16 protein-coding genes are annotated in these 17,824 nt (G+C 47.5%); 11 read left to right on the plus strand and 5 right to left on the minus strand.

Going from position 1 to position 17,824, the window contains the following annotated elements; translation table 11 throughout:
* Positions 1-152 precede the first annotated feature (152 nt).
* From ACKFKH_RS09865 to ACKFKH_RS09900, 8 genes are all read left to right on the plus strand, one after another.
* On the plus strand, positions 153-827 hold the full coding sequence (locus ACKFKH_RS09865; RefSeq protein WP_446858105.1) for a HEAT repeat domain-containing protein: 675 nt from the start codon (positions 153-155) through the stop codon (positions 825-827).
* A 580-nt stretch (positions 828-1,407) separates the two neighbouring features.
* A complete protein-coding gene (kdpA, locus tag ACKFKH_RS09870) occupies positions 1,408-3,153 on the plus strand; it encodes a potassium-transporting ATPase subunit KdpA (protein WP_446858106.1) in 1,746 nt (581 codons plus the stop codon).
* Positions 3,154-3,217: 64 nt separating this feature from the next.
* Positions 3,218-5,314, plus strand: coding sequence for a potassium-transporting ATPase subunit KdpB (kdpB, locus tag ACKFKH_RS09875; RefSeq protein WP_446858107.1), 2,097 nt, complete (start codon positions 3,218-3,220; stop codon positions 5,312-5,314).
* Positions 5,315-5,328: 14 nt separating this feature from the next.
* Positions 5,329-5,598: a potassium-transporting ATPase subunit F gene (locus ACKFKH_RS09880; RefSeq protein ID WP_446858108.1), complete on the plus strand. Its 270-nt coding sequence runs from the start codon at positions 5,329-5,331 to the stop codon at positions 5,596-5,598.
* Entirely contained in the window at positions 5,598-6,242 is a 645-nt protein-coding gene (gene kdpC / locus ACKFKH_RS09885; RefSeq protein ID WP_446858109.1) for a K(+)-transporting ATPase subunit C, read from the plus strand. The genes ACKFKH_RS09880 and kdpC overlap by 1 nt, the downstream gene beginning before the upstream one ends.
* Positions 6,243-6,620: 378 nt before the next feature.
* Positions 6,621-7,736 carry a sensor histidine kinase KdpD gene (locus ACKFKH_RS09890; protein ID WP_446858110.1) on the plus strand — a complete coding sequence of 372 codons (1,116 nt, stop codon included), beginning with the start codon at positions 6,621-6,623 and terminating at the stop codon, positions 7,734-7,736.
* 108 nt (positions 7,737-7,844) lie between these two features.
* Positions 7,845-8,150, plus strand: a complete 306-nt coding sequence (locus ACKFKH_RS09895) for a TrkA C-terminal domain-containing protein (RefSeq protein WP_446858111.1) — start codon at positions 7,845-7,847, stop codon at positions 8,148-8,150.
* A gap of 85 nt (positions 8,151-8,235) precedes the next feature.
* Positions 8,236-9,363: a universal stress protein gene (locus ACKFKH_RS09900; protein WP_446858112.1), complete on the plus strand. Its 1,128-nt coding sequence runs from the start codon at positions 8,236-8,238 to the stop codon at positions 9,361-9,363.
* Between the two features lie 203 nt (positions 9,364-9,566).
* Here the strand turns inward: ACKFKH_RS09900 and ACKFKH_RS09905 are convergent, their stop codons facing one another.
* Together ACKFKH_RS09905 and ACKFKH_RS09910 are read right to left on the minus strand one after the other, a co-directional pair.
* Positions 9,567-10,019 carry a type II toxin-antitoxin system VapC family toxin gene (locus ACKFKH_RS09905; RefSeq protein WP_446858113.1) on the minus strand — a complete coding sequence of 151 codons (453 nt, stop codon included), beginning with the start codon at positions 10,017-10,019 and terminating at the stop codon, positions 9,567-9,569.
* Positions 10,020-10,030: 11 nt separating this feature from the next.
* Positions 10,031-10,273, minus strand: a complete 243-nt coding sequence (locus ACKFKH_RS09910) for a hypothetical protein (protein ID WP_446858114.1) — start codon at positions 10,271-10,273, stop codon at positions 10,031-10,033.
* Between the two features lie 201 nt (positions 10,274-10,474).
* Here ACKFKH_RS09910 and ACKFKH_RS09915 point away from each other — a divergent pair, with 201 nt between their 5' ends.
* The 3 genes from ACKFKH_RS09915 to ACKFKH_RS09925 all read left to right on the plus strand — a co-directional run bounded on the left by ACKFKH_RS09915 (position 10,475) and on the right by ACKFKH_RS09925 (position 15,017).
* The gene (locus ACKFKH_RS09915; RefSeq protein WP_446858115.1) at positions 10,475-11,278 is read left to right on the plus strand and encodes a hypothetical protein; all 804 of its coding nucleotides are present in this window, start codon (positions 10,475-10,477) and stop codon (positions 11,276-11,278) included.
* A 355-nt stretch (positions 11,279-11,633) separates the two neighbouring features.
* The gene (locus ACKFKH_RS09920) at positions 11,634-13,172 is read left to right on the plus strand and encodes a SagB/ThcOx family dehydrogenase (RefSeq protein WP_446858116.1); all 1,539 of its coding nucleotides are present in this window, start codon (positions 11,634-11,636) and stop codon (positions 13,170-13,172) included.
* Positions 13,173-13,688: 516 nt separating this feature from the next.
* Complete coding sequence (locus tag ACKFKH_RS09925) at positions 13,689-15,017, plus strand: NAD(P)/FAD-dependent oxidoreductase (protein WP_446858117.1); 1,329 nt, start codon at positions 13,689-13,691, stop codon at positions 15,015-15,017.
* Positions 15,018-15,038: 21 nt separating this feature from the next.
* Here ACKFKH_RS09925 and ACKFKH_RS09930 read toward each other — a convergent pair whose 3' ends face one another.
* From ACKFKH_RS09930 to ACKFKH_RS09940, 3 genes are read right to left on the minus strand one after another with little or no spacing between them, the layout of a single operon-like run.
* Positions 15,039-16,112: an ABC transporter ATP-binding protein gene (locus ACKFKH_RS09930; RefSeq protein WP_446858118.1), complete on the minus strand. Its 1,074-nt coding sequence runs from the start codon at positions 16,110-16,112 to the stop codon at positions 15,039-15,041.
* A 17-nt stretch (positions 16,113-16,129) separates the two neighbouring features.
* Positions 16,130-16,927, minus strand: coding sequence for an ABC transporter permease (locus tag ACKFKH_RS09935; RefSeq protein ID WP_446858119.1), 798 nt, complete (start codon positions 16,925-16,927; stop codon positions 16,130-16,132).
* Complete coding sequence (locus tag ACKFKH_RS09940) at positions 16,924-17,799, minus strand: ABC transporter permease (RefSeq protein WP_446858120.1); 876 nt, start codon at positions 17,797-17,799, stop codon at positions 16,924-16,926. Before ACKFKH_RS09940 ends, ACKFKH_RS09935 begins: the two co-directional genes overlap by 4 nt.
* Between the last annotated feature and the right edge of the window lie 25 nt (positions 17,800-17,824).

The following is a 17,824-nucleotide window of genomic DNA, read 5'->3' on the forward strand; positions in this document are numbered from 1 at the left end:
TTCTAAATCCTGGAATGAGGCTTGTCGGTTTCTATCCTAAGACGCTGAACTTGCCGTGTTATTGAGTGTTGATCGGCCCTAAACTTTAGCTACTGAAGACGAGGTGAGCTATCGCCATTACGGTAGAAAGGGGTGAAGATGCAAACGGTTCTTTGCGTCTAAGTCCATTTAGTTTTTGTTTCCAAGCGATCGTGACTGACATCCAAACTTTAATTCTTGCTGTTGATCAAGCCGATTCCTCAACTCGTCTGTTAGAGGCAGTGCAAAATCTGGCCAGTGCTGAAGCGATCGAAGCAATCCCAGTGTTGATCACGGCGCTTGGCTATAACAATCCTGGGGCAGCGGTTGCAGCGGTAGATGGGTTGATTCGACTTGGGGAAGCGTCTGTCGGTCCATTATTAGAACAGTTGGATGGCTACAATTATGGAGCGAGAGCCTGGGCGGTGCGTGCTTTAGCTGGTATCGGTGACCCTCGTGGTTTGGAGATCTTGCTTACTGCGGCCCAGAATGATTTTGCAATGAGTGTGCGACGGGCTGCCACGAGAGGATTGGGCACGATCAACTGGGAAAAGTTAGACTCCACTCACAGACAATCGGCACAACTTCAGGCTCTCCAGGCTCTGCTGAAGGTTTCTCACGATCATGAATGGGTCGTTCGATATGCAGCTATTTTGGCACTACAATTCTTAGCGATCGCCGTGGTCAAAACGTATCCTGATTGGTTTGCTCAAATTCAGGCTCATCTCCATCACCTTGCTCAAACAGATGAAAGTCTGGCGATTCGATCGCGCGTGCAGTTTGCCCAACAGCAGTTACAGAATGTTTAATTAGTGTTGGTTCGATGATGTCTTTCGCTTCGTTGTTGAGTGTTTCTGTCTCCTAATTCTGGAAGACTTTTGGACAAGCGTTGTCTGCAAGATTTATCGAGCTTACAGTTAATTAGGTCTTTTGACTGATTGACTTTTACAAACTACCGGAACTACGGTGAATTCTTTGTCCACTTGATGTTTAGATCGAGTATACACCCAGATATAGATTTTATCTAAACAGCCGAAATGCTTTAGCTACTAGAAAGACCTTTGGAGAAAGAGATGAGCGGGGTAAACGCAAAGATATACCTTGTTATTCTCCAATAGTTCTCACATGATTGAAATTGAAGGCTTCTAAAGGCAAAAAGTTCTAGTTACTAGAAATGCAGATTTGAGTGTCTACAGTCTAGTAGTTAGATGGGCTTATGGTTGTGCTTTTCATATCAATTTCTTCCATTAGCGATACAGGATTGGTAAAAATCAAAGACCAAAGACTAACAACCTGTATTCAAAGTCTAAAGTCTAAGGTCTAACGACTGAAGCTTGATCGCCTTCTCAACCAAAATTTCAGATTTATCATATTGGAGTTCAATGAACCATGCTTCAAGGGTGGTTTCAAATTGCATTGACGCTGCTCATTGTAGTAGCAATGACTCCCTTCTTGGGGGGGTATATGGCCCGCGTTTATCAAGAACAAAGAACCCTGCTCGACCCCATTCTGAATCCGATCGAGCGCTTACTTTACGCTTTGTCGGGTGTTCAAGCCAGAGAAAACATGACGGGTTGGCAATATGCACGAGCGATCATATACAGCAACTTTGTCATGGCTCTGCTGCTCTTTTTGATCATTCTCAGCCAAGGTTGGTTACCGTTTAATCCAACGGGAGTTGGTGCCCCAACTTGGGACACTGCGCTGCATACCACGATTTCGTTTATCACTAACACCAACCAGCAGCACTACTCTGGCGAAACCTACTTGAGCTATGGCACTCAGATGTTGGGATTGGGCTATCACATGTTTACTTCGGCAGCGACGGGGTTAGCCGTGGGGATTGCCTTTATTCGCGGATTGACGGGTCGGCCCTTGGGCAACTTTTATGTAGATTTGATTCGATCAATTACCCGCATTTTGTTGCCAATCAGCATTGTGGGGGCGGCTGTTCTCATTGCATCTGGTGTTCCCGAAACGTTCGCAGGGCCAGCAGTGGTGGCGACACTAGAAGATCCGGCTGTGAGTCAAGCGATCGCTCGCGGGCCGGTGGCGCACTACGAAATTATCAAGCAATTGGGAGAAAACGGCGGCGGTTTCTTTGCCATTAACTCAGCTCATCCGTTTGAGAATCCAAATCCATTTACCAATCTGATTCAAATTGTGGGAATGGTGTGTATTCCAACGTCCTTTATCTACACCTATGGCGTGTTTGCTAACAATCGAAAACAAGCCTGGTTAGTGTATGGGATGGTGTTCTCAATTTATGTTGGCTTCATCATCACCAACGCAATTGGAGAATACAACGGTAACCCCGCAGTCAATGCGCTGCTAGGAGGTCAGGCTCCTAATCTAGAAGGAAAAGAAGTCCGGTTTGGCTGGGCCCAGTCTGCCCTGTTTGCGACGACGACGACGGGGACGATGTGTGGTGCAGTCAACAGTTTGCACGATTCGTTTATGCCCAATGGTGGCTTTATCACTTTGTCGAATATGTTTCTGCAAATCATCTGGGGCGGACAGGGTACTGGGACGGCGTATCTATTCGCTTACTTGATCCTCGCAGTATTCGTCACAGGATTAATGGTCGGTAGAACTCCGGAGTTTTTGGGGCGCAAAATTGAGAAGCGAGAAGTGGTTTTAGCCAGCTTTCTGATTCTATTAGTTCACCCAATCGCAATTCTAATTCCCGGAGCGATCGCGCTGGCATTTCCTGATCAGTTAGCGGGTATTAGTAATCCTGGTTTTCATGGATTAGCTCAAGTGATGTATGAATATGCGTCAGCCGCTGCAAACAATGGTTCTGGATTTGAAGGATTGGGCGATTCTCAGCCGTCGCCGTTTGCGATAGCGGGAGGCGCAACCCCAACCGCAACCGCTCTCTGGTGGAATCTCAGCACTTGTTTTAGTTTGTTAATCGGACGCTTTGTTCCGATCACGGCCCTTCTGCTGCTGGCAGATAGCATGTCGCGCAAACAGCCTGTTCCGCTCACCACCGGAACGCTGCGTACTGACACGGGGTTATTTACCGGAGTGACGGCGGGCGTAATTTTGATTTTGGGTGCACTGACGTTCTTTCCAGTTTTGGCATTGGGGCCGATCGCCGAAGCTTTCCAAATTGCTAAAGGAATTGGGTAGCTAAATTCTCACCTTCAAAATTGAGCCTGATTGTTACTCCTCACTTCCGACAAATTCTGAACTTATGGACACTCCACAGGATACGACTCCGATCGCTTCTCAGCCAATCAACACTCGCGACGCTGGCAGACGCACGCCTAAAGTAAACATGAGTGGGCTTTATCAGAGAGCAATTCGGGAGTCATTTACCAAGCTCGATCCGCGCAATCAGGTCAAAAATCCTGTCATGTTTGTGGTCTGGATTGGCACGATCGTCACGCTGCTCGTTACCCTTGATCCCAATCTGTTTGGCACTGTCCAGGGCGATCCGGGTCAAGAACGGGTGCTCAACGGACTGATTACACTGATTTTGTTCTTCACCATTGTCTTTGCCAATTTTGCGGAAGCGGTTGCCGAAGGAAGAGGGAAGGCACAGGCGGATTCGCTGCGATCGACTCGATCTGATACGATCGCTCGCAAACTACTGCCAGACGGCTCCATTCAAGAAGTGAGTTCGACCGCACTGCGAAAAGGCGATCAGGTGAAAGTCGTCGCAGGCGATATGATTCCCTCTGATGGTGAAGTGATCAAGGGGGTCGCATCGGTTGATGAATCTGCAATCACAGGCGAATCGGCTCCCGTTCTCAAACAGCCCGGTACAGATATCATGAGTTCGGTAACGGGGGGAACACGCATTCTGTCTGATGAATTGATTCTTAGAGTCACGTCTGATCCTGGTCAAGGCTTTATCGATCGCATGATTTCGCTAGTCGAAGGGGCATCTCGCAGCAAAACGCCCAACGAAATCGCTTTGACAGTGTTGCTCTCGGTGCTGACGCTCGTCTTTTTGATTGTGGTAGCCACGGTATCACCACTTGCCAACTATGTGCAGTCACCGACCACGATCGCCATTCTGATCTCGCTGCTAGTTGCGCTAATTCCGACGACGATTGGGGGCTTGTTGAGTGCGATCGGTATTGCTGGAATGGATCGCGTCGCTCAGTTTAATGTCATCGCCACATCGGGTCGAGCCGTCGAAGCTTGTGGAGACATCAACACGCTGGTACTCGACAAAACAGGCACCATCACATTGGGCAATCGGTTGGCGGCTGAGTTCATCCCCGTCAATGGTCACAGTGTTGAAGAAGTGTCTCAAGTCGCCCTCGCCGCTAGTGTATTTGACGAAACGCCAGAAGGAAAATCGATCGTTCGGTTAGCCGAGCAAAATGGCGCGACTGTCAGCTTCGATACTGACAATGCCTCTGGGGTAGAATTCTCCGCCAGAACTCGAATGAGCGGCACTGACCTACCCAACGGGCGCGAAGTTCGTAAAGGGGCAGTCGATGCGATTCGGGGATTTGTGCGATCGCGCGGGGGTACTGTCCCTTCTCAACTAGACGAAGCCTATGAGCGCGTCTCTCGACTAGGAGGAACACCCCTCGCCGTCTGTCAAGATAGCGAAATCTACGGCGTGATCTACCTCAAAGACATTGTAAAACCAGGTCTGAGAGAACGCTTTGATCAACTCCGCCGCATGGGAGTCAAAACAATCATGCTCACGGGTGACAACCAAATTACCGCCTCGGTGATCGCTCAAGAAGCAGGCGTAGACGACTTTATCGCCGAAGCCACTCCCGAAGACAAAATCGATGTCATCCGTCGAGAACAATCTCAGGGCAAGCTGGTCGCCATGACGGGAGACGGCACCAATGATGCGCCTGCTCTCGCTCAAGCCAACGTCGGTGTGGCGATGAATTCGGGAACCCAGGCTGCCAAAGAAGCGGCCAACATGGTGGACTTAGATTCTGACCCGACTAAGCTGATTGATCTGGTGACGATCGGCAAGCAGCTTCTCATCACTCGTGGGGCCCTGACGACCTTCTCGATCGCCAACGACATTGCCAAGTATTTTGCGATCATCCCGACAATCTTTGCGGCGGCTGGCATTGGGGCATTGAATGTCATGCAGCTAAAAAGTCCCCAGTCTGCCATCATTTCAGCCTTAATTTACAATGCGTTGATTATTCCTGCTTTGATTCCGTTGGCGTTAAAGGGCGTGCAGTTTCGGCCATTGACGGCTGATCAATTGCTGCGTCGTAATATTTTGCTTTATGGCGTTGGCGGTGTCATTGCTCCTTTTATTGCCATCAAAATCATCGATGTGCTGATTCCTTTTTCTTAGAACCAATCATCGCTATGAAACCAACTCGTTCATCATTTTCTCAAACTTCTGTTCAGATTGTCGAAACTGCGATCGACCTCTTTGCTGAGTGGCGTAGACAAAAACTACCGCTCTACCTGTTTCTAGGACTGTGTTTCAATCTGGTCTTAGCGCCTGCGGTCTTTGCGGCTACGGGGGGCGATCTGTCTCGGAGCCAAACCTATTGGTTGTCAGCGCTCGGACTGGTTGTGGTCGCCCTGGGCATCTATTTATTCTTTGTCATGTTTGTACCGGAGAGATTCTAATGAGTTTTGCGCGTGAGGCAGGTAGAGCCGTCAGATCTACCCTGGTGCTTTGGGTGTTGACCGCAGTGATGTATCCCTTGGTCATGATTGCGTTTGGGCAGATTGTTTTTCCGTTTCAGGCCAATGGCAGTCTGATTAAAAATGCTCAAGGTCAAGACGTTGGATCGGCGCTGATTGGTCAGCCGTTTACCTCAGACAGATATTTCAACAGTCGCCCCAGCACCACCAGCTACAGTACTGCTGATCCCCAAAAGGACGAAGCGGGTGTTCTCAAAACGGGCGTATCAGGGGCGAGCAATCTAGCTCCTAGCAATCCCGCCTTGTTGGATCGAATCAGAGGTAAGAGTGATCCTGACCCAGCCAACGCGATCGAAGGTGACATTCCTCGTCTCCAAAAAGCAGGCGTAAAACCGACGGCTGATCTCGTTTATACCTCTGGTTCTAGCCTTGACCCGCACATTACGCCAGAGTCGGCCACTGCTCAAGTCGATCGCGTCTCCAAAGCCAGAGGAGTACAGCCCAATCAGGTCGAAATTCTGATCTCACAAAATACGGATGGTCGCTTTTTGGGCATTTTTGGCGAACCTGGCGTAAATGTCTTGAAGCTCAACCTTGCTTTAGATAAACTCAAGCCAGCCGCCTAGAGTTTCCAGGATGTAGTCAGATGTGAATTCGGTGAAATGCTTTGCTGCACGCGCTTCGAGATCCCGCTAGTGAGAGTCATTCAGAGGGAAGCGGAGGGCAAAAGCTTCAGGGAACAGCGCGAAAGAATTTCAGCGAATTCACATCACCCTAAACATCTCACCTTAAACATCTCACCTCAAGCACTTCACCTCTGAAACTTAATCGTTTGTTTGAATCCCCTTTAATTTTAAAGGAAGCGATCGTCTCACGAAAGATTAATCATTCAAATCCAGTGCAATCACAAGTATATTGGGCATTGCCTCAAAAATTGAGACAGTCAAAGCGATTTTGCACAAGTCACTTCAAATCTAGTTAATCGTCAAAGGAAAGGTTTAAAGGTGTGTTCCTTAGCTCCGAGGTTTAATTGCACTCATGAACGTCTGCCCCGTCGCGGTAAACACAAAATTTTTATTGGCATGGCTCCCGGTGTCGGCAAAACCTACAGAATGCTAGATGAAGCCCATCGTCTTAGACAAAGTGGGGTCGATGTGGTAATTGGTTTTTTGGACACCCACGATCGCCAGGAAACCACCGACAAATCGATTGGATTAGAAGTTATTCCGTCCAAAACCACCCTGAGAGAGGGACTCGTCTTGAGGGAACTCGATACGAATGCAGTGATTGAGCGCCATCCAAAATTAGTTTTAATTGACGAACTTGCTCACTCAAACTGCCACGATCGTTGTCAAGATATTGAAGCAATTTTGGCAGCGGGCATTGATATTTACTCCACCGTCAACATTCAACACATTAGCCATTTGAGTCGTCGGGTAGCACAAATCACAGGAACGATCGCAAGTAGCAGTCTTCCAGATTCTCTACTCGACAACGCTGAAGTAATTGTGGTCGATGCCACTCCAGAAACCTTGGAACAACGCTTGCTCAACGGAAAAATTTATCCGCCTGAGCAGATTGACGAGGCTTTGCAGGGCTTTTTTCAGCGTCGCAACCTGGTAGCTCTACGCGAACTAGCCCTTCGAGAAGTTGCTGATCAAATCGAAGGCACTCGCGCAGCCATTCAACGCCGCGAAGATGACTGCAATCTATCAACTAATTTTTGTCAGATTCACGAGCGTGTTTTAGTTTGTATTTCGACTGCTCCCAACTCTTTGCGATTGGTACAACGCGGCGCAAAACTTGCAGACTACATGAATGCTCCTCTTTATGTTTTGTTTGTTCAAAGAACTGAGCGATCGCCCACTAAATCTGAAGCCCGTTTTCTAGAAAGGTGTGAGCGAATTTGTCAAAAGTTTGATGCACAATTTATTCAAGCCACAGGAGAGCCTCTTGGGAAAGAAATCATTAAAGCTGCCCAATCTCATCGGATTACTCAAGTTGTTTTGGGCCAATCTGATCAGTCTTGCTGGCAAGTCTTTTGGCGCGAATCATTGATCAATCAGCTTGTCCGATCGCTCAAACAAACAGATGTTCACATCATCTCAAACAGCCAGTAAGTCTGAACGTTAGACCTTTACTCTACTCACTTGCTAAAAACTATCCTTACTCTCGTGCCTAGCTGAAACATTCTTCAAAGATTACTCAACTTAGGACAAGGTGTAGCTATGGAACAAGAAAGAATTCTCCTCTCAACAAGACCCGTCCAGCCAAGTTTGTTTGCAGTCAAAATTGAGTTCAATAGTAGCTATTGTGGAAGTCAGTTAGCCGATCTTCAGATTCCTGAGAAATGCTTAATTTTAGGGTGCTTGAGACAAGATCGAGTCATTCCCTTGAGCGAGAACCCTACTGTTCGTCTGGGAGATCACATTCTGGCAATGGCGTTTCATCCCATGATGGTTTCAGAGCTTGAGTTTGTTCTCAAAAAAACTTGTCCAGTTTATTATTCACTTCAGACTTGTTCTTTAGAATAAGTCTGAAGTGAATAAAAACATCTGACCGCAAATCCTCAAAAACTTTTATCGGTTACGCTGCTGTCCATATCATCATCTGTGCACGATGAAAAATTTGCCCAATCCCTCTCCTGATATCTCTTACATGCGGGCTGGTCGTCGTGGTAAGCACAAAGCCTTTATTGGCATGTCTCCCGGTGTGGGCAAAACTTACAAAATGCTGGAAGAAGGGCACCGTCTCAAAAAAGAAGGCACTGATGTGGTCATTGGTTTATTAGAAACCCACAATCGCCAGGAAACGATCGCCAAAGCCATCGGTTTAGAACTGGTGCCTCGACAACAGATTACCTGGTCAGGAGTGACGCTGACTGAGATGGATACCGATGCTATTTTGACTCGTCATCCTCAGTTAGTTTTAGTCGATGAGCTGGCTCACACCAACGTCCCTGGCTCTCAACGAGAAAAACGCTATCAGGATGTTGAGGTGATTTTGGCGGCTGGAATCGATGTGTTTTCCACGGTCAACATTCAGCATTTAGAAAGCCTCAATGATCTGGTTGCGCGCATTACAGGCGTGGTTGTGAGAGAACGGATTCCCGATCGCCTGCTCGATGAAGCGGATGAAGTCGTCGTCGTCGATGTCACGCCAGAAACGTTAGAAGAGCGCCTCAAAGACGGCAAAATCTACGCTCCCGAAAAGATCGATCAGTCTCTACAAAACTTCTTTCAACGACGCAATCTGATCGCCCTTCGAGAACTGGCCTTACGAGAACTGGCCGACAACGTAGAAGAAGACGCGATCGGAGTCGAAAACTCAACTCACAAAGCCCCTTATTGCAATGTCCGCGAACGAGTTTTGGTTTGTGTCTCAACTTATCCCAATGCTCTCCAACTGGTTCGACGTGGCTCCCGAATTGCTGGCTATATGCACGCGCCCTTCTATTGTTTGTTTGTTGATGATCCCGATCGCTTTCTCAACAAAGTAGAGAGCCTGCATATTGAAACTTGTGAGCGCCTCTGCCGAGAGTTTGAAGGAGAATTCATTCGGGTTGCAGGACACAACAAAGCAAAAGCGATCGCAGACATCGCTAGAGACTATCGAATCACCCAAATTGTCATTGGCGAAAGTCAGCGATCGTGGTGGAAAAATCTATTACATGGTTCATTAACTCAACAGCTTCTCAAATCTCTTAAAAACATAGACGTACATATCATTTCAGGTGAGAAAGATTGAAGGGATGAGGAATGAGGAAGAACTTGGTTCCGCTGCGTGAGGAGAAATGTCTAAAGTCTTGATCTGATAGTCCTTGATAAAAAATTTAAGCTGCTTCAATAATTCTAACGATTGAGATGAGCCGCCGCAGATGACTCCTAATTCTCACAGATAACGTCTTGGCGGTCGGCTCCATCGAATTGTGTACGCCGCGATCGCCAACGCTATGGCTCATCAGCGTCAAACGGAGGCAAATCCTGTGGATGAATGATTGTAATACTTGACGTACCTGCAAAATCGCTTGGATTCAAGGTCAAGAGATGTGTAATCCCATTTGCAAGCATGGCTGCAATGATACGAGCATCATGAGTGCGTTTACCCATCACTTTGTTAGTTGTGACTAAGTTCAGCCAATTTGGAAAAATCTGCGGAGATTCCTCCAAGAACGGAAAACGATCAAGAAGTTGATCTATTGTGCTTCTGGTTTGTTCTACAGTCCAGCCCAAGCCATTGGTTTGAGTTGGTCTTGTGGCAACAACCCAAAACTCAATAATTACTTGCGTCACAAGTAAACATTCATCTGATTGCACGAGCAGACGAGAGATTGCATTCGTTGCAAGCTCATGCTGCACATCGGAAGGATTGCAGAATCGCATAACAACATTAGTGTCAAGCAAATATCTCGTCATTATTCGTAAATACTGTCGCGGCTAAAGGCTTCGTCTCGTAGACTCGGACTACCTTGGGGAAGTTGTAAAACCCATTCACGAAATTCCCTAGCCCTATTTGAAGGTGTTGCTCTTTGCCAAGATGGAACAGACGATGCAACTTGTCTAGACTGAAACTCAATGAAGGCTATGAAATCAGCAATTTTTTTAAGTTGCTCATCATTTAGCTTGTCTAATTCTTTTTTAAGATCTTCTCGCAGCATAGGTCGATTTTGAGAGAATAAACATTCTCTATAGTAACCTATAGGCTCCTACCCGTCTGGTTCAGCTCCCTGCTGATACGCTACAATCCGCTCTAGGTAATTGCTCTGGTTACGTTAGACTCAAGTTGGGTTCTTAGAGAGTCCATTGGGCGACATCTAGTTTACCTTGATTGGCGATACATCTAGATTAGGAAGTTCTTCATGGGTGAAGCTTGGAACAAAGTGCAGAAGCGCAGGCAAGCAAAAATTAAACTGTCTGAGCTAATGAGCAAGTCTGATCAGGTAATCGTTATCCATTATTCTTGTGAAAGTTTTTATGATCGACCCGATGGCTCATCTCCAAGGATTACCTCTATTGCTGTCCGTAATCTGGATTCCGGTCAAACCACTTCTTTCTCAATCCATCAAATTGCAGAGAGGAAAGGGCACTCTGCAACCGCACTGGAACAGCATTACAATGAACTTGAAAAGCTCATGCTAGAAGAGTTTTACAATTTTGTGGGTCGCCATAGCTCGCATATTTGGTTGCATTGGAATATGAGAGACATCAACTATGGTTTCCCAGCAATAGCCCACCGCTTCAAAGTTCTTCAGGGCACACCTGAAGACGTAGGTGAGTCCAAATTAGTCGATTTGTCTCGCTTACTGATTGCCATTTACGGTATTGGTTATATCCAGCACCCTCGTCTACCAAGTTTAGTGGAAAAGAATCAGATAACACACAGAGATTTTTTAGCGGGAAAGGCTGAAGCAGATGCCTTCACCAACCAACAATATGTCAAACTTCACCAGTCAACTTTGAGGAAAGTAGATGTCCTTGCAAATATAGTTGAACGTGCTGCTGATGGTTCACTCAAAACGAATTCAACTTGGAAGGATATTTATGGAGGATACCCAGCAGCAGTCATTGAAATTATCAAAGAAAATCCCATCATCAGCGGATTGGTAGGTTTAATAGGCTTTGTAAGTGCCGTTGTAGGTATCATCGCTTTGTTTATCAAATAGCAAAATTGTTCTCAATTAAACAAGTGCTGCAAGAACCGTCCCTACCGAGAACTGAGCGGCATAACAATTGTGTTAGCTTTTCTCTTGTTTGAAGACTTTTGATTTGTCGGAAATTAAAGAATTCACGGTTGAGGCTCCTGTACGTTGATCGTAATTTGCCAAATTAGATAAGTTTGTTGATTGGCACCGAGGCTGAAAGATCGTGATCTGGGCTGTGCTGATTGGCGTGAGAACGATTCATACTGAGATTGAGCAATACCATAACTTTTTCATCCCTCATCCTTCATCCCTCATCCCTCCTTCATCCCTTTCCATGTCAAGATCAGAGATAGCCGCAGCCCTTCCTTAGAGTCCTATGTCAGATCTTCCTGGATCGATCGCTCAACACTACCACGAGCGCACAAAATACAATCCTGAGACGATTAAAGTCAAAAGTAAGCCCCTCGATTGGAGCCAGCAGCCCGTTCCTTTTAAGGATTACAAACTGGGCACCCCTCTAGACCTCAAGCCTTTTTTGAGCCAAGACCCCAATGCGTTTGCTCAAGATGCCGTCAAAACCTGGTGGCGCAGACTGTCACATCTGCTGTTTTGTAGCTATGGCATCACGGGCATGATTCCCACGGGGGGCGACCCTCACTATTTGCGATCGTCTCCTTCGGCTGGAGGACTCTACCCCGCAGAAATTTACCTCCTCTCTCGTGGGACTCCGCTGCTCCCGGCTGGGCTGTATCACTATCAGGCAAACACTCATTCTCTCCTGCGATTTTGGGAAAGTGATATTTGGACGACGCTTCAATCTGCCTGCTTTTGGAATCCGACCCTCGAAGGGACACAGTTGGCGATCGTGGTGACAGCCGTGTTTTTTCGATCGGCATGGCGCTATCAGGATCGGGCCTATCGTCGAATTTTCTTGGACTCTGGCCACCTTTTGGGCAATTTAGAACTCGCCAGCGCCCTAAATGATTTTCGCCCCCATTTGATTGGCGGATTTGCAGATGAGGCGGTCAATCAATTGCTGTATCTGGATGCGGATCAGGAAGGTGCGATCGCCGTCATGCCTTTAGCCGATTTGCGAGAAGTTAACCAAAATTTGCCCCTGACGCGGACTGCGCTTCCTGCGACAACTCAGCGAGACTATCCCAAAATTGCCGATGGTGAACTGCTGCACTATCTGCATCACGTCACCCAGATTCCTTCTGACCCTGCTGCCAAAGTTAACTGGAAGCTGCCCCCCACAGTTGGCGAACGATCGGATAAGTACAACTTCCCGTTTTGTCTAAAAGTCTCTACCGCGTCACCCGCGATCGCCTGGGGCAGCCAGCTAGAAAATTTAGAACAAGCAATCTTAAAGCGACGATCGACCCGTGGCTACAGTGGGCAATCCCTAACCTTAGAAGAGTTAAATGCGCTGCTTGACTTCACGTATCAACCCCAACACTACATTGACCAGGATTTAGATGGATCGCCCGACTACTTTGATCTAAGTTTGGTCGAAACCTTTATTGCAGTCTCTTCGGTCGATGGGCTAGAAGAAGGCTGTTATTACTACGCTCCGAGAGCGCAAGAGCTGCGTCAGATTCGATTTAAAAACTTTCGCCGAGAGCTACATTATCTCTGTCTGAGCCAGGATTTGGGACGCGATGCTGGGGCGGTTTTGTTTCACACAGCCGATTTGCAAAGGGCGATCGAACAATATGGCGATCGGGCTTACCGTTACCTGCATATGGATGCCGGACACCTGGGACAACGGCTCAATTTGGGTGCAATCCAACTCGGTTTGGGAGTCAGTGGCATTGCTGGCTTTTTTGATGACCAGGTAAATGAGGTATTGGGCATTCCTCCAGATGAAGCTGTTTTGTACATTACAACTTTGGGACGATCGCGCCTGCAATAAATGATGAAAATGAAGGATGAAGGCTCTACTCTTCTAAACCAATGACCATGAGTAATTGTTCTTGAGCCAGTGATATTCACTCACCATCATCAATTGAATCAACTCGTTTCTCGATCACAGATCATTCAAAATAATCATGCAAATATCTTTAGCCCCTTGAATAAGGAGATCTGTTAGAGTACGAATGGTTGTTGATACCAATTCTTCATGAAGCTGGCTGTCTTTTGATCCCTCCTAACCCCTCTTAAAAGCTGCCGTGTACACACAAGTCTATCGATCGGTCATTGCTGAGATCCTTTGCCCCCTAAATCCCCCAAAAATGGGGGACTTTGAGCCGTCATCATGGCTTTGAACTTTGGAAATCTTTCCTTGGTCAAAGTCCCCCAGCATGGGGGATTTAGGGGGCTGAAGCCGCTTGAAACGAAGCGACAAGGACTTGTGTGTACACAGCAGCCTTAAAAGAGGAGAAAATAAAAGTCTGGTTCCCTTTTTAACGGAGCTAGGGGAATCTGATCTGTGCAAAGTTCTCCAAAGAAGTTCTCTAAAGAGTTGCTGACGATCGAAGTCGGGTGTCACAATCCAGGTTCAAACTTTATTCAACAAATTCCTTTGTCTCTTCAATCTCTCAAAGTCGTGACGATCGGCGGCGGTGCGGCTGGTTTCTTTGGTGCAATCTGCGCGGCTCAAAAGCACCCTCACGCTCAAGTCACTCTACTCGAAGCGGGTCGTCAACCTCTGGCCAAAGTGCGGATTTCGGGGGGCGGACGCTGTAATGTGACTCATGCTTGTTTTGATCCGGCAATTCTAGTTCAGCATTATCCTAGAGGCGGCAAGGCTTTGCGGGGAGCGTTTAGCCAGTTTCAAGCCAAGGATACGGTGGAGTGGTTTACAGATCGCCAGGTCAAACTCAAAACCGAACCTGATGGACGCATGTTTCCAACGACGGACAATTCAGAAACGATCGCCAATTGTTTAATCGAGCAAGCTCACGATGCCGGGGTAAATCTCTGCGTCGGTGCAGGCGTGAAGTCGGTTGAGAAGAAAGACGACGGCTTTAAGATTGAACTGCGATCAGGGGAAGTGTTGACCGCCGATCGAGTGATTTTGGCAACAGGCAGCAGTCCTCAAGGCTACGAATTCGCGCGATCGCTGGGACATACTATTGAATCTCCCGTTCCCTCACTGTTTACGTTCAACGTTGAGGACGATCGACTACAAGAATTGCCCGGAATTGCGGTCGATCCGGTACGGTTGCGTTTACAAGTGGGTGACAGCAAGTTAGAACAGACGGGCGCATTGTTGGTGACGCACTGGGGCTTAAGTGGGCCCGCCGTTTTGAAGCTATCTGCCTGGGGTGCAAGAGCCTTACATGAAGATCACTATCAAGCGACGCTGACGATCAATTGGCTCCCCCAACAAAATCCTGAAGCACTTCGACAACAGCTATTAGCGGTAAAATCACAACTGCCCCAACGAGCGATCGCTTCTAGTTGTCCTGTCATTTTGCCGCGTCGTCTCTGGGAGCGTCTGACCAATTCTGTCGGCATCCAAAAGCAAACTCGCTGGGCAGAACTTTCTAACAAAACGCTAAATCTGTTGATCCAGGAACTCACTCAAGGACAGTATAAAGTCAACGGCAAAGGCGTTTTTAAGGAGGAATTCGTGACCTGTGGCGGCGTAAATCTCAAAGAAGTTAACTTCAAAACAATGGAAAGTCGCTGTTGCCCTGGTCTTTATTTGGCGGGTGAAATTCTAGACATTGACGGCGTGACGGGAGGCTTTAACTTTCAGAGCGCTTGGACGACGGCTTGGATTGCGGGACAAGCGATCGGTCAGGATGAATAGCACTGTAGATTCAACGTCAAGCTAGGTTTTGATCACAATGCAGTCTTGAGCATTCCAGGAGAGGGTTTGTCCAGATTGGTCGCCCCGCCCGTTACAGAGTTGAGTCACCGTGAGTGAACCGATCGCCGTTTCCATCTGAGATTGCAGCAGTTGACCGATATAAGTAACCGTCTGAATTTTGCCCGCTATCTGGTTGTCCGCTGTACCTAAATGATTGACTTGCAGCCGTTCTGGACGAATCATCAGCGTCACTTTATCCCCGATTTGAACGGGATTGTTGGGCGAAATCGCCTTGATTGTTACGCCATTCACACTCACACTGCAACCGTCATTCGTAACTTCGAGAACGCGACCTTGAAGAAAATTAGCCTTGCCGATAAACTGCGCGACGAATAGAGAATTGGGTCGATCGTAGATTTCTTTGGGTGTACCAAGTTGTTGAATTTGACCCTTGTGCATGACGGCAATGCGATCGGACAGTGCCAGCGCTTCTTCCTGATCGTGGGTGACGTAGATGAATGTGAGGTTAGTTTGACGCTGCAATTCTCGCAGTTCTTGGCGCACCTCTTCCCGAATTTTGGCATCCAGTGCAGACAATGGCTCATCGAGTAAAAGCACTTTTGGCTGACTGATCAGGGCACGCGCCAGCGCAACTCGCTGCTGTTGACCGCCCGAAAGTTGAGCAGGACGACGATCGCCCAATTCGTCAATCCGAAATCGTTTCAGCGATTCTTGAATCCGAGGCGCAATGTCACTTTTAGAAACGTTGGCGATCGTCAGTGGATATGCAATATTCTCAGCCACCGTCAGATGCGGAAAGAGCGCATAGCTTTGAAAAACCGTGTGAACATCCCGGCGATAGGGCGGCCGCGTCGTCACCTCTTCTCCCCCGACAAACACGCGCCCATATTCAGGAATATCGAATCCCCCAATCAAGCGCAGTGTCGTTGTTTTGCCCGATCCACTCGACCCCAACAGCGAAAAAAACTCCCCCGCCCGCACGTCGATCGTCACATCCTGAACCGCATACACCTCCCCCTTCGCCGTCGGATAAACCTTACTCACTGACTCCAAATAAACCACACTATCTTTCATGTTTCATCCCTCATCCTTCATCCCTCATCCTTCATCCCTCCCAGCCTCTGACTCATCAACACCAGCATTGTACTGGCCAGCAAAATCAGAGTGGCGATCGCTGCAATTTCTGGCGTGATATTCGTTCGCAGTCGTCCCCAAATTTCCATTGGCAACGTGTTTTCGCGTCCGGTCAGAAATATGGTAACGATCACTTCATCAAATGAGAGCGTGAACGCTAATAAAGCACCTGCGATCAAAGCGCTACGAATATAAGGAAGAATGACTCCAGTAAAGACCTGTGCTGGCTTTGCGCCTAAATCGTAAGCGGCTTCTTCGAGACTGCGGGGAAACTGACTCAGGCGGGTAAAAATCGAGCCAAGGGCGACAGGTAAACCAAACACCGCATGACCCAAAATCACCGTCCAGAGCGAAAGTTCAAATCCCAAATCAGAAAGATACGCCAGCATCGCTACCCCAGTCACCACTCCAGGCAGCAAGATCGGTAAATTAATCGCAATCCGAAAGGCATTTTTACCAAAAAATTGATAGCGATAAATTGCAAATGCAGCTAATAATCCTAACGTTGTGGCGATCGCCGTCGCCATTGTCGCCACTTTGAGAGAATTGATCAGCGCCAGTTGGAGAGCCGTGTCATGATAAGCGCGATCGTACCAGTCCAGCGTGAATCCTCGAAACGGCAGAGACAGAATTTTGGAGTCGTTGAAACTCATGAGAATCAGAACCGCGATCGGCAGATACAAAAAGGCAAAAACCAATATTGTCCAGATTCCTAAAAACCACGGTCTGCGATGAGTTCTCGGTGTTAGATTCAATTTTCTAGCGCTCCTTGTTTGAGAACGATCACCAATCCGCTAAACACAATCAACATCACCATCAAAGCAAACGCTGCACCCAAAGGAAAATTGTAAGCAACGCCAAACTGAGACGCAATAATGTTTCCTAACATGATGCCGCTAGAACTGCCAACTAAACTCGGTGTAATAAAGTCTCCCATCGTCAGAGAGAATACGTTGATAGAGCCTGCTAGAACCCCAGGCGCAACCAGCGGAAGAATCACTCGACGAAAAGTAGTGAACGGAGGTGCATTCAGATCGGCAGACGCTTCGAGTAGGTCGTTGGGTAACCGCTCAAATGCTGTGATGATTGGCAAAATCATAAAGGGTAACCAAACCTGCACAAACGTTAAAATCGTCGAAAACTGATTGTATAGAAAAAGTTGACTGGGTTCTTTGAGCAGTCCGATCGACAACAGCGCCGTATTGAGAATGCCGTTGTAGCCGAGGATAATTTTCCAGGCGAAGACTCGGACGAGATAGCTTGACCACAATGGTAGAATGACCAGGATCGTGAGCAGACTTCGATAGCGATCGCTATACTTCGCCACAAAGTAACCCAACGGCAGGGCGATTACAATATCGATCAGGGTGACACTCAAGGCAGTCCAGACGGTACGAATGATCACCGATCGATAAGAAGGATTGCTAAAAATCGCCTGAAAGTTTGCAAAACTGAATTCTTTCACCACATCATAAGCCTCCAATCTCCAAATGCTGTAAGAGATAAGGAGTGCGATCGGAATGAAATACAACAGTGACATCCAAAGTAACGGCGGAATTAACGTTGCATACAATCCTAACGATTGAGATTGACGACGCTTTTGTAATGGATTATTGATTGCTGTCATTTAGATGCTAAAAGAACAAAGTGCA

The sequence above is a fragment of the Phormidesmis sp. 146-20 genome (assembly GCF_052939475.1).

Bases quoted from the DNA above. Each gene is read 5' to 3' on its own strand.
- kdpA (WP_446858106.1), top strand. From the start codon at position 1,408: ATGCTTCAAGGGTGGTTTCAAATTGCATTGACGCTGCTCATTGTAGTA.
- kdpB (WP_446858107.1), top strand. From the start codon at position 3,218: ATGGACACTCCACAGGATACGACTCCGATCGCTTCTCAGCCAATCAAC.
- ACKFKH_RS09880 (WP_446858108.1), top strand. From the start codon at position 5,329: ATGAAACCAACTCGTTCATCATTTTCTCAAACTTCTGTTCAGATTGTC.
- kdpC (WP_446858109.1), top strand. From the start codon at position 5,598: ATGAGTTTTGCGCGTGAGGCAGGTAGAGCCGTCAGATCTACCCTGGTG.
- ACKFKH_RS09895 (WP_446858111.1), top strand. From the start codon at position 7,845: ATGGAACAAGAAAGAATTCTCCTCTCAACAAGACCCGTCCAGCCAAGT.
- ACKFKH_RS09900 (WP_446858112.1), top strand. From the start codon at position 8,236: ATGAAAAATTTGCCCAATCCCTCTCCTGATATCTCTTACATGCGGGCT.
- ACKFKH_RS09910 (WP_446858114.1), bottom strand. From the start codon at position 10,273: ATGCTGCGAGAAGATCTTAAAAAAGAATTAGACAAGCTAAATGATGAG.
- ACKFKH_RS09915 (WP_446858115.1), top strand. From the start codon at position 10,475: ATGGGTGAAGCTTGGAACAAAGTGCAGAAGCGCAGGCAAGCAAAAATT.
- ACKFKH_RS09920 (WP_446858116.1), top strand. From the start codon at position 11,634: ATGTCAGATCTTCCTGGATCGATCGCTCAACACTACCACGAGCGCACA.
- ACKFKH_RS09930 (WP_446858118.1), bottom strand. From the start codon at position 16,112: ATGAAAGATAGTGTGGTTTATTTGGAGTCAGTGAGTAAGGTTTATCCG.
- ACKFKH_RS09940 (WP_446858120.1), bottom strand. From the start codon at position 17,799: ATGACAGCAATCAATAATCCATTACAAAAGCGTCGTCAATCTCAATCG.